At 44.4% G+C, this 12,051-nt stretch carries 8 protein-coding genes; 6 read left to right on the top strand and 2 right to left on the bottom strand.

The genetic code is table 11. From position 1 onward, the window contains the following. Positions 1-10: 10 nt before the first annotated feature. On the bottom strand, positions 11-1,276 hold the full coding sequence (locus QUA58_RS25270; RefSeq protein WP_333251787.1) for a hypothetical protein: 1,266 nt from the start codon (positions 1,274-1,276) through the stop codon (positions 11-13). Positions 1,277-1,367: 91 nt separating this feature from the next. On the opposite strand from QUA58_RS25270, the gene QUA58_RS25265 reads away from it, so the two are divergent. The 3 genes from QUA58_RS25265 to QUA58_RS25255 all read left to right on the top strand — a co-directional run bounded on the left by QUA58_RS25265 (position 1,368) and on the right by QUA58_RS25255 (position 3,140). After that, positions 1,368-2,390, top strand: a complete 1,023-nt coding sequence (locus QUA58_RS25265; protein ID WP_333396656.1) for a hypothetical protein — start codon at positions 1,368-1,370, stop codon at positions 2,388-2,390. 79 nt (positions 2,391-2,469) lie between these two features. Beyond that, positions 2,470-2,883 carry a hypothetical protein gene (locus tag QUA58_RS25260; RefSeq protein WP_333396653.1) on the top strand — a complete coding sequence of 138 codons (414 nt, stop codon included), beginning with the start codon at positions 2,470-2,472 and terminating at the stop codon, positions 2,881-2,883. Continuing rightward, positions 2,880-3,140, top strand: a complete 261-nt coding sequence (locus QUA58_RS25255; RefSeq protein ID WP_333396650.1) for a ParE family toxin-like protein — start codon at positions 2,880-2,882, stop codon at positions 3,138-3,140. The genes QUA58_RS25260 and QUA58_RS25255 overlap by 4 nt, the downstream gene beginning before the upstream one ends. A gap of 108 nt (positions 3,141-3,248) precedes the next feature. Here QUA58_RS25255 and argS read toward each other — a convergent pair whose 3' ends face one another. After that, positions 3,249-5,006, bottom strand: coding sequence for an arginine--tRNA ligase (gene argS, locus QUA58_RS25250; RefSeq protein WP_333396647.1), 1,758 nt, complete (start codon positions 5,004-5,006; stop codon positions 3,249-3,251). Positions 5,007-5,363: 357 nt separating this feature from the next. On the opposite strand from argS, the gene QUA58_RS25245 reads away from it, so the two are divergent. The 3 genes from QUA58_RS25245 (at position 5,364) to QUA58_RS25235 (ending at position 11,824) form a co-directional block, all read left to right on the top strand. Continuing rightward, positions 5,364-5,759 carry a hypothetical protein gene (locus QUA58_RS25245; RefSeq protein ID WP_333251782.1) on the top strand — a complete coding sequence of 132 codons (396 nt, stop codon included), beginning with the start codon at positions 5,364-5,366 and terminating at the stop codon, positions 5,757-5,759. 711 nt (positions 5,760-6,470) lie between these two features. Next, positions 6,471-7,862: a malic enzyme-like NAD(P)-binding protein gene (locus QUA58_RS25240; protein WP_333396645.1), complete on the top strand. Its 1,392-nt coding sequence runs from the start codon at positions 6,471-6,473 to the stop codon at positions 7,860-7,862. A 116-nt stretch (positions 7,863-7,978) separates the two neighbouring features. Next, positions 7,979-11,824, top strand: a complete 3,846-nt coding sequence (locus QUA58_RS25235) for a PAS domain S-box protein (protein WP_333396642.1) — start codon at positions 7,979-7,981, stop codon at positions 11,822-11,824. Positions 11,825-12,051: the final 227 nt, after the last annotated feature.

Below are 12,051 nucleotides of genomic sequence, written 5' to 3'. Positions count from 1 at the left end.
CTAATTTCGGCTACTCCATTCCTTGAAAATACCAGTAAAGATTAGCAACAGTTAAATCATTGACTTCTTGCCAATTTGAGGGGGCTAAAGCTTTATAGCCAGAGGTAGTTGCTTTCTGACTGATATAAGATTCATGTTGTTGACGCAAGCTAGGTTTTATCAAAAATCGCAATTGATCGCGTAGTGATTTGAAGTGGGATTTTTGCTGCAAGTTTTCGTAGAGCGCAATTTCTTCTGGTTCTGCCACTATAGCAACTTCTTGATTAGTATTTAAAACTGGTGTCGTTTCCATATTTAAACTAGCCAATTGTTTACGCTCATCAGCCGATAAACTTAGCATCCAATCTACCTGATTTTGCCAAGAGTTTAAAACTGCTAGATCCTGATTGTAAATTCGTGTGATTTCTGGAAATATAAAATCAATTTCATCTTTTGTGCAGCGCTCAATAACGGTGAGAATGTCTTGGCGTATTCTTTCTTGGAGGTGGGAAAGGGAATTACTTACAGACGCAGGCTCGTTCAGCAATTGATAAGTTAATGAAATTGTCTGCTCAATTGCCCAAGCACATTCAACTCTACGAAGATAGCCAACTGCACAAGTGGCCTTAAATAAGTCAGGATTATTATAGTCAGCTAAAGCATTGGCTAAAATGTTTTGTGCGCTTGTTAAGGTAGAATTTCGGGTATGTTTATCTTCCATTAATAAAGCATTTTGAATTAGTCTCTGTGCTTGAGCAAATTTCTGATAAGCTCGACTTAAGATTAAACAATGTTGCTCAAAATTAATGCTTTCAGCTAACAGTTTGATTTCCGCAATAACTTCTGCTTTCTCGTCTTTCAGCAGTGCCGCTATATCAATAAAGCCATGTGTAACTGTTAGCTTCAATTCCTTAATATCTTCCCTCATTTTCAAGGTTTGATGAAGGTTAACGGCTGACAGTGCAGCTATGGCCACCACGCCGACACCAATGACGGCAGTAGATGCTGACAGAATGCCCACATTAGCCGAAAGAGATTTTAAGCCATACTGAATCACATCTAGTCTTTTGTAAGTTTCTTTAAAACCCATATCTGTTTGAACCATTTGCCCTACACCTAATACAAAATCTGGAATAGCTAACAACGGCTCGGCAACCATCCCAATTGCGGCACCTACAAAGTGACCTGTTGCCCTGTCTCTAGCTATTCCCAATAATACTCCTGCACTATTCTTCACGACTTCATAAGTGCCGGAGATGATACCAGCCTGTATGTGAGGAGGAAACACAAAAACCATATTTTTTTACCTGAATAGCGATTAATCTTACACATTATAATATATTATATGATTATGGTTAAATCTGTCAGTCTACAGTGGAATTACTTAGATGAACGAATTCATGAAAGCATTTCAGAACATCGCCCAATATTCGGCTCTCGTCGCGGCGGATGATGATAAATCCTTAGAAATTAAGAAATCTGCTACAACCGTAATTAAGTCTGTCCAGCCTGGGTTTGATGAATTGAGGGAATCAGCCACCAGACTTGAGAAAGTTGTGCAAAAATGCCGAAACGATATCGATCACGCTGAAGACGTTTGGACTTGTAAACTTGGGATTATCCAAGCTTCAAAACAGGAAATATGGCAACAGCTTGGGGAACTGAGCGGCTGTCATGTCAGAATTAATGAACTAGGGCAGCGATGTCAAAATTCGGCGATTGATCAATCTCAAGATTATTGGGATAAAATATTTGATGTCCGTGTAAAACAGAAGTGGTTTATTGATACAGCCAATAAACAAAAAAAAGGAATTGGCTGGAAAGAAAAGGATGATTTTATTAAAGATATTCCCATCGTTATGAATCTTGTTTGTATGGAAATAGATCAAATTATTAAGCGCAGCCTAGGTCTAGTTTATCAAGACCTTAGCACGATCAACTTAAAAGTGCTTACCCAGTATTTCCAAAATTTAGATAAGCAGACAAAAGATGTGTTGAAGCATCAGATGAATTTAACTTTTAGCGACATAGCAAATAAATTTGAGCAGCCGACAGTTTACTTGCCTGAGAACACCAAATCACTGAGGTCTGAAGTTATTTCGGCTCTGGATAATTTATCCAAATACCGTTTAGGCGATCTTTTTTGGGAAGAGGTTGTAAAATTTAAAAAGCAGGTTTCAAGCGCGATTGATAATTTCATTAATTCAATCTTTGATGACAGATTATACCATGGAAGTAGAGCTTTAGTTAAAGCCCTGAGATTTTACAATGAATTTCTCGAAAAGCAAGATAGATATCAGCAAGAAACACCTGCACAACGTCAGGCTGAAAGAGCCTGGATTGATTCGCAATGGACAGAAATTCAGAGACTGGAAAAAGGTATTAAAGTAATTATAAATTCTTCTCCATAATTCCTTAAGCTACTGTCATTGTACTAGAGCGCACTTTTTCACACGCTAAAATAAACTTAGTCACAATTCCATGAAAAAAATGACAACACAACTACTAGAACTAGAGGGAACGTGGGAAGAAATTCTCGCCCAATCAGCCAAATTTGCCGATCGCAGAGTTCGCATCATCGTTCTTGCTGATGAGGAACCGCTGAAGTCAGCCGAAGACTGTTTTCGTCAAGGATGGCACGAAGCAATGACAGGAGAGACTGTACCGCTTTCTGAACTGTGGGAAGGCATTGATGCAGCGATCGAGATGATGCAGTCTCTGCCAGAAACTTTACAGCAGCAAGTAGCAGAATACTTGAAAGAGTATATCGCAGAATTAAAAGATGAGCTTCAATGGGACGAATCTTTCAAGAAAACGCAACCGCAACTTGTGGCTGCTGCCCAACGCGCAAAACAAGAAATTGCTGAAGGAAAGGCACAGGAAATGAGACTCAATGAGTTATGAAATCTGCCACCCTTCCTTCCTTTTGGGAAAAATACAATTCTCTTGACAGTAGAGTAAAAGAGCAAGCTAGAAAAGCTTATCGTTTATGGCTGGAAAATCCCTTTCATCGATCTTTGCACTTCAAGTGCATCAACCAGGAAGAAAATATCTGGTCTGCGAGAATCACGCGCGGCTATCGAGCAGTGGGGATTTTACAAGGAGATACCGTGACATGGTTTTGGATTGGAAACCACGATGATTATGAAAGTTTTTTCTAGTAATCAGGCCGGGGCGGGTTTTCGAGATGGTTGGTTTCAGGCAATTATTGTTAGCGAACCCGCCCCTACATCGCCTGGAATCTTGCCTGTTTCACAAGAGTTAAAAACTTACATCCTTTCTAACACCTTAATCCCCAACAACTCCAAACCCAATTTCAAAGTCCTCGCCGTCAAATCGCACAAAATCAACCGCGAAGTCCGCAACGGTTCCTCAGCTTTCAAAACCGGACATTGCTCAAAAAATTGATTGAACTTTTGACTCAATTCAAACAAATACTGACAAATGCGATTCGGCAACAAATCGCCGCCTACAGCATTCACAACTTCATTCAACTGCAATAAATGCTTTGCCAATACCAACTCGGCATCTGATTGCAAAATTACTTTCGCACCAGCATCTAAATTCTCGAAATCAATCTCACCTTTGCGGCGAATTCCCTGCACGCGCACATAAGCATACAGCATATAAGGAGCGGTATTTCCTTGCAATGCGAGCATTTTGTCGTAACTAAAAATATAGTTGCTGGCGCGATTTTGACTTAAATCGGCATACTTAACGGCACTCAAACCAACTGTTCGAGATACGTTAGCAATGAATTCCTCAGTTTCTTGTCTTTCTTCGACTTTTAATCTCTCTTCTAAATCTTGGCGTGTGCGGACGATCGCCTCATCTAACAAATCCTGCAACCGCACCGTTTCCCCAGAACGAGTTTTGAGTTTTTTGCCGTCTTCTCCCAATACTAAACCGAAGGGAATGTGGACAATTTCGACATCTTCCGGAATCCAATTGGCTTTTCTGGCTACTGCAAATACTTGGGCAAAATGGTTTGCTTGTCCCGAATCGGTGACATAAATTAAGCGCTTTGCATTGTCTTTTTGGATGCGGTAGCGCACTGCTGCTAAATCTGTTGTGGCGTAATTGTAGCCGCCGTCGGTTTTCTGCACGATTAGCGGCAGTGGTTCGCCTTCTTTATTGGTGAAACCGTCTACAAAAACGCATTTCGCGCCGTCACTTTCTACTAGCAAACCTAAGTTGGTTAAATCTTCGACTACTGCGGGCAATAATGGATTGTAAAACGATTCGCCGCGTTCGGTTAATTTGATATCGAGCAAATCGTAGATTACTTGAAATTCGCGGCGCGATTGATCGCACAGCAATTTCCAAGCGCGGCGGGTGTCTTCGGCGCCTGCTTGCAGTTTTACTACTTCTTGGCGGGCGGTTTCTTTGAAGGTTTCGTCTGTGTCAAAGCGCTGTTTTGCTTGGCGGTAAAATGCGACTAAATCGCCTAAATCTAGAGCGTCAGCGGTTGTTAATGCTTCGGGGTGAACTTCGCGCAAGTATGCGATCAGCATTCCGAATTGGGTGCCCCAGTCGCCGATGTGGTTGATTCTGAGTACGTCGTGGCCTTGAAATTCGAGGGTGCGGGCGATCGCATCTCCGATGATTGTCGATCGCAAATGTCCGACGTGCATTTCTTTGGCGATATTCGGGCTCGAAAAGTCGATCGCCACTCTCTGAGGCGTTTTCACCGGTTCAATCCCCAAACGGGTGTCGGCGGCGATCTCACTTATTTGCGCTTCCAAATAAGCCGGTTTCAGCTTCAAATTGATAAAACCGGGCCCGGCGATTTCTGGGGTTTCGCAGATGTCGGCGATGTCTAGATTTTCAATAATAGCAGAGGCGATCGCCCGTGGGGGCTTGCCTAACTTTTTGCCCAAACTCATAGCTGCATTGCACTGAAAGTCCCCAAACTTGGGATTTCCCGCAGGGGCTAGCATCGGATCTGTACCCGCATAACTCTCGCCGAATGCGGAGGTGAAGGCTTTTTCAAATCTGGTTTTTAACTGTTGGGCGATCGAGTTCATCTTTAATATTTTGATTGGATGTTTATTTTAAACTCTAGATTAAGCACTTTTTGCCAATAATACTCTTACTACTTAGGTAATTTCCCTCTGGTTCTCTTCCTCTGTCCCTCTCCCCCTCTCCTCCTCTCCTCACCTACTAGGAAATTTTGTACTTAGCTTTGAGCTGCTGATGCGATCAAAATTACTGGCCGTGATAGCACAGACTACATTTTATCACAGTTGCGATCGCTACACAAATTAAAAATTATCACATCTAGTCAATGATCTCGATCGCTAGATCATTTTGTTAAATCGCTTACATTAAGGTATGTTAAAATTTTTTCAATGCACCCAAAAATCCTACGAAAGGAAGTAGTTATGTTATCTCAACCTGTTTTTGGCGATCGCTCTCTGACCCAAGCCTTTTATCAAGCAGTAATCGATCGCTTCTACGACGGTTTCAGTCTCTCCACCCAAGCACTATTACGAGAATGTACCCTCGGCTTTGCCCCTTGTCCCGATGGAGTCAAAACCTTTTTCATCATCGCGCCGAGTCTGGATGCAGCAGAGCAACTAATGGAAAAAATGGACAGTATTTTGGAGCGAGTTGCCGAACTCATGGCTGGAGTCGGACAAGTTGCCCTGTGCATAGTTCCCCCCGGTAGCGAAGCAGAGCAACCGGTCGATCTGCAAGACTTAGAAAAAGTTCCCGCCGATTGTCTGGCTTGCAAATTCTTTACAATTATATGGGCCGATGCTGCGGCCGATCGGTAAAATTGACAGTTAGCAACCAGCAACTCAACAGGGTTCGGCCCAAGCTGTTCCCGTGGTGGCGCGGGATAGATTGTCTGTTAGTTACAGTCCCTGGAATTATCGGGCAAAGCGTGCAGGTAATTAGAGCGTTTGCAAGGTTGCACTCGCAATCCTTGGCAAGTGTTAAACCAGACAAAATATATATCAAAAGCCCGCTTGTCAGTCGCTCAGATTTTTACCTGCCGGCTCAAACAGCCGTGCATCTACTTTTTACATTCCCAATAAAGGTCACCAAAAAGCCGCATCAACTCTCCTGGGTGTCTCGCTTCAAAAGACAGCAGCAGAAATTAGGCCGTATCGCTGGAAAATAGATTTTTGCGAACTATCTGCTGATGTTCAGAATAAGCAGAAATATTATCAAAAATAGATAAGAGTTCCGCAGGTTGACCTCAGAAACCCGGTTTCTACCCCCGCGCTTCATATTCGCGGTTCGCTGGGAAATTGACAAAAAATAGGCTGCTTGTGGGAAAGTCACAAGCTAGAAACAGAGCAAAGCTTTACTCAAAAAAAGATCAGTTTTCCAGCGACACCCCTGGCAGTGCAGAGCGATCGTACCACAGGCTCATAGAATTTGTTAAAAATTTCAGTTAAAAATTTGAATTATTAAATTTTATGCCTAACATTGGGGATAAAATCTAAGATTGAAATTCTTAAATCTGAAATCAAGGCATCATGGTCAAACTGACACCGAACCCCAGCTTTAGTTTAACAATTCGCGTTGCTCTGCCCAACAAGCCGGGAATGCTGGCAAGAGTCACCAGCGCGATCGCATCTGTCGGCGGCAACTTCGGCCAAATCGACTTGATCGAGCAAACCCGTGCCACTACCATTCGCGATATCACCGTCGATGCTTACAGCATTGAACACAACGAAGAAATAGTGCAAGCAGTGAAAGGACTGCCAGATATCAAAGTGATCGACGTGTACGATCGCACTTTCAACTTGCACCGCGGCGGAAAAATCAGCGTAGTTAGCAAAATTTCCCTCAAACGCCAGTCAGATTTGGCAATGGCATACACCCCTGGAGTCGGCCGCATCTGCACTGCGATCGCCAATGACCCCCAACAAGTTTACAACCTCACAATCAAACAAAACACTGTTGCCATTGTTACCGACGGCAGCGCAGTTTTGGGACTGGGAAACCTCGGCCCTGCCGCCGCACTGCCAGTCATGGAAGGCAAAGCCATGCTATTTAAAGAATTTGCTGGTATTGACGCCTTTCCTATCTGTTTGAACACCCAAGATACCGAGGAAATTATTCGCACAGTGCAGAATATCGCCCCGGTTTTTGGCGGCGTTAACCTCGAAGACATTTCTTCTCCCCGCTGCTTTGAAATCGAAGCACGATTGCGGGAAACCTTAGATATTCCTATTTTTCACGACGACCAGCACGGCACGGCGATTGTTAGTTTGGCAGCATTAATTAATGCCTTGAAAATCGTCAAAAAAACAATAGAAGAAGTGTGTATCGTGATTAACGGAGCCGGTGCGGCCGGAGTCGCGATCGCCCGCTTGCTGCGTAAAGCAGGTGCCGAAAACATCATCATGTGCGACTCCAAAGGCGTCCTCTCCGAAGACCGCACGGATATGAACCCAGAAAAACTAGAATTTGCCGTGCCTTCGAGCGGTACTTTGGAAGATGCGATCGCCGGTGCCGATGTATTTTTAGGCGTCAGCGCGCCCGGAGTGCTCACCCGCTCAATGGTGCGTTTGATGGCCGAAAATCCCATTGTTTTTGCAATGGCAAATCCCATTCCCGAAATTCAGCCAGAATTAATTATGGAAGATGCGGCGATCATAGCAACCGGACGCAGCGACTACCCGAATCAAATTAACAATGTTTTGGCATTTCCGGGGATATTTCGAGGTGCTTTGGACTGCAAAGCCGCCACGATTACGCCCACTATGTATTTGGAAGCAGCTTATGCGATCGCCTCTTTAGTCAGTCCTTCCCAGCTTGACAAAGAACACATTATACCATCAGTTTTTGACGAAAGAGTTGCCATTGCTGTCGCCGGTGCAGTGCAGTTGGCCGCCCGATCCGAAGGTATTGCCCGCGATTAATTGACGGAAGAAGGAAGAAGGAATAACTTCCTTCTTCCTTACGGAGTGAGAAAAATCACAGCAATAAACAAGATAATAAAGATATAATTAAATATCACAAGCCCAGCTATGTTCAGATGCAAAGCCAGTTAGGAAAAGCCAAGCGCGATCGCTGCAACTGCAAATTGTTAGAACTCAGCCCGATCGGGCTGGCATTGTGCCGGACAGACGGGACTTTTCTCGACGTAAATCCAGCTTTTGCAAGTATTATCGGCCGCACAGTTGCAGAAACTCTCCACCTCAACTACTGGGAAATTCAGCAAACACAGTGCGCTGCGAGAGAAAAATATCTAGAATGTCAAGCAAAAAATAGCTGCACGGGCCCGTGCGAAGCAGCATACAAACATAAAAACAACCATCTCGTACCGGTGCGAGTTTCGGAACGGGCAATTGAAACAGAGGGAGAGTGCGCGATTTGGCTGAGTGCTGAAGAAATTTTTAACCCTGGGCCTGAAAATATCGAGTCGCTGGAATCAGCGCCGTCGCACTGCAATTCTTCACATTTAGAAAAATTGCTCGCAAAGCAGACTGCCGAACTGGCAAAAACGAAGGAACTACTCCAAGAAAAAATTGCCGAACTGCAACAGGCTCAAGAAAAATTGCGTCTCCAAAGCCAAATTATCGACCAAATTCACGAGTCGGTGATTTCTACAGATATGGACGGCTCGATCGGCATTTGGAATCAAGCCTCCCAAAAGTTATACGGCTATCAAGAAACTGAGGCTATCGGACAGCACATTTCTCTAATTTACCCGCCAGAACAGCACGAGTTTTTGTTAGAGCAAGTCATAAAACCGCTACACAAAAAAGGCGAGCATGAAATTGAAGTTATCACACGCCGTAAATCTGGAGAAAAAATTTCCTCGCACCTGATGCTTTCGCTATTGAAAGACAACACGGGAGAAATTGTCGGGATGATTTGCTATTTAACAGATATCAGCGTTCGCAAAGCTTTAGAACAAGAATTAGCACAGAGACAAGCACTATTTGATGCCTTTTTTAAGGAGGCGCCGGCGGGGCTTTGCATTTTGGACTCCCAACTGCGGTACGTGCAAATTAATCAATTTCTAGCAGAAATTAATTGCCTGAGTCCAACAGAGCACATCGGCAAGACTGTACGCGAAATATTGCCGAACATCGCTCCAATGATAGAGCCTTTATACGAACAGATTTTGAGGACGAAACAACCCCTAATTAACATCGAGATGAGTGGCGACAATCCAAGACAGCCGGGGTTGATCCGACACCGGACAGGCTCTTATTTTCCCCTGCTCGACAACGATGGCGAGGCGATCGGCATCGGTGCAGTTGTAATTGATATTAGCGATCGCAAACTTGCAGAAGGTGCACTGCAAAAAAGCGAACAGCTTTACCGCACGATGGCAAGCAACTTTCCTAACGGCGCGGTGATGTTGTTCGATCCAGAACTGCGCTACACGCTGGTAGAAGGTATAGAATTAGCAGCAGTGGGGCTTTCCAAAGAATTGATGGAAGGCAAGACAATCTGGGAAGTATTCGAGCCAGATGTTTGCGCTGACATCGAGCCAACTTATCGGGCGGCACTGGCAGGAGAAACAGTTGTTACAGAATTTTTTTACAGCGATCGCGTTTACCTCGGTTATGCTTTGCCAGTCAGAAACGAACGGCAAGAAATTATCGGCGGATTGCTAATGACTCAAAACATTACGGCTCGACAATTAGCAGAAGAAGCCCTCAAGGAAAGCGAGGAAAAATACAGGTGCATTGTCGAGACAGCCGACGAAGGAATTTGGATCATAGATGCGGAGGGTAAAACTACTTTTGTCAACCAAAAAATGGCCGATATGCTCGGCTGCACCCCAGAGGAAATGAGCGGGGAGTCGCTCTTTGCTTTCATGGATGCAGAAGGCATCGCGATCGCACAAATCAATCTCGACCGCCGCCGTCAAGGAATTAACGAACAGCACGATTTTAAGTTCCTTCGCCGAGACGGCAGCGACTTGTGGGCGATGGTTTCTACTAATTCCTTGACCGACAAACAGGGACGCTATGTGGGCGCTTTGGCAATGGTTGCCGACATTACCGATCGCAAGCAAACAGAAGCCGCATTGCAGCAGTCGGAAGCCAAATTTCGATCGCTCTACGAATTAACCAGTTTGCCTGTTTTGATGTTATATGACAATGACATCTGCGATGCCAACACAGCCACCCTAAAACTATTTGGCTGCACTACCCCGCAAGAGTTGTACGGCAAAAACCCAGGCAAACTGTCGCCTCCTTTCCAACCCAACGGCAGAGATTCTTTGAGCTTGACTGACGAAATGATGGATCTCGCCTTTGAGCGGGGCAAGCACCGTTTTGATTGGGTTCACCAGCGCTTAGACGGTACTGATTTTCCCGCAGAAGTCGTGCTGACAATCATCGAGGTTGGAAATGAAAAAATTATCCAAGCAGTTATTCAAGATTTAACCGATCGCAAACTTGCAGAAGAAATTTTAGTGCGATCCGAACAAGCGCTCAGACAACAAGCTCAGCGAGAACTACTGCTCAATCAAATTGCGAACCAAATCCGCACTTCTTTAGATTTAGACACAATTGTAGAAACAGCAGTTCAAGAAATTCGCAATCTGATGCACCTAGATTGGTGCATCTTCACTTGGTATCGCCCCAACAGCAATCCTCCCGTTTGGGACGTAACTTACGAAGCGAAGAATGCAGATTTGCCGAGTATACTCGGCACTTATCCTGTAGACCACAAATCTAGTCTGGCAGTGCGACAGATTTTGCGGCGAGAAATTCTGCGAATTGAGAATGTCAGCACTTTTGAAGATGTAGAATTGCGCGAACTTTTCCAGGCTTCAAAATTTCAATCCGTGCTGTCGCTGCCAATTCACACTGCTGCCGGCGATATTGGGGTGATTACCTGCTATCAGGCTATGTCCGTGCGAAATTGGAGCGACTCTGAAGTCGAACTGATGCAAGCGGTGGTCGCTCAAATTGCGATCGCGATCGACCACGCCGAACTGTACACCCAAACCCGCAAAGCGGCCCGACTAGCTCAAGCTCAAACTCAACAGCTAGAAGAAACTTTGCGCGAACTCCAACGTACCCAAACTCAATTAATTCAAAGTGAAAAAATGTCTAGTTTGGGACAGTTAGTAGCAGGTGTCGCCCACGAAATTAACAACCCGGTTAATTTTATCTATGGCAATCTCAGCTACACCAGCGAATACACTCAAAACTTGCTAAAAATGCTGCGACTTTACCAGAAAGAATACCCGCAGCCTAGCGCAAGAATTGTAGATGCAAGGGAAGACTTTGAAATTGATTATCTTATTGAAGATTTACCGAAAATTTTAGCATCTATGAAAGTCGGAGCCGATCGCATCCGCGACATAGTTTTGAGCCTGCGGACTTTTTCAAGACTTGACGAAGCCGAAAAGAAACAAGTTGACATTCACGAAGGCATTGAAAGCACGCTGCTGATTTTGCAAAACCGCCTGAAACATAAAGCCGATCACCCGACAATTAATGTGATTAAAGAATACGGTAATTTGCCTTTAGTGGAATGTTATCCCGGTCAGTTAAATCAAGTATTTATGAATTTGTTAAGCAATGCGCTCGACGCATTGGAAATGGAAATGAAGAAATCCGATCGCACGGCCAAAAATCTCGCAATTACGATTCGCACCCAAGTAACCGACAATAACAGCGTTGCGATATGGATAGCTGACAGTGGCCCCGGGATGAGCGAAGATGTGCAAAAGCGCTTGTTTGACCCGTTTTTCACTACTAAACCTATTGGCAAAGGAACTGGCTTAGGATTGGCGATTTCGCACTCTATTGTAGTAGAAAAACACGGCGGCAAGCTTTGTTGCAATTCTGTATTGGGAGAAGGTTCCGAATTTGCGATCGAGATTCCTCTGCGGCAAAAAATTAATTAAAACTGCAAAATTCCCAGAAACCGGGTTTCTTCCGAGATCTGTCGTCACCCAACCGAGATTTTCCCAGAAACCCGGTTTCTTAGACTTTGCAAAATTCCCAGAAACCCAGTTTCTTCCGAGATATAGCAACCGCCACATAGGTTAGGACATAAATAATGTCATGAATAGATCCTATGACCCTTTAGCATAAACGGTTTGATGCTCGTACTATGTAACTGTCAACTGTC

It is taken from the genome of Microcoleus sp. N9_A1 (assembly GCF_036701795.1).
GTDB lineage: Bacteria > Cyanobacteriota > Cyanobacteriia > Cyanobacteriales > Microcoleaceae > Microcoleus.
This window is presented reverse-complemented; position numbering and strand designations above follow the sequence as displayed.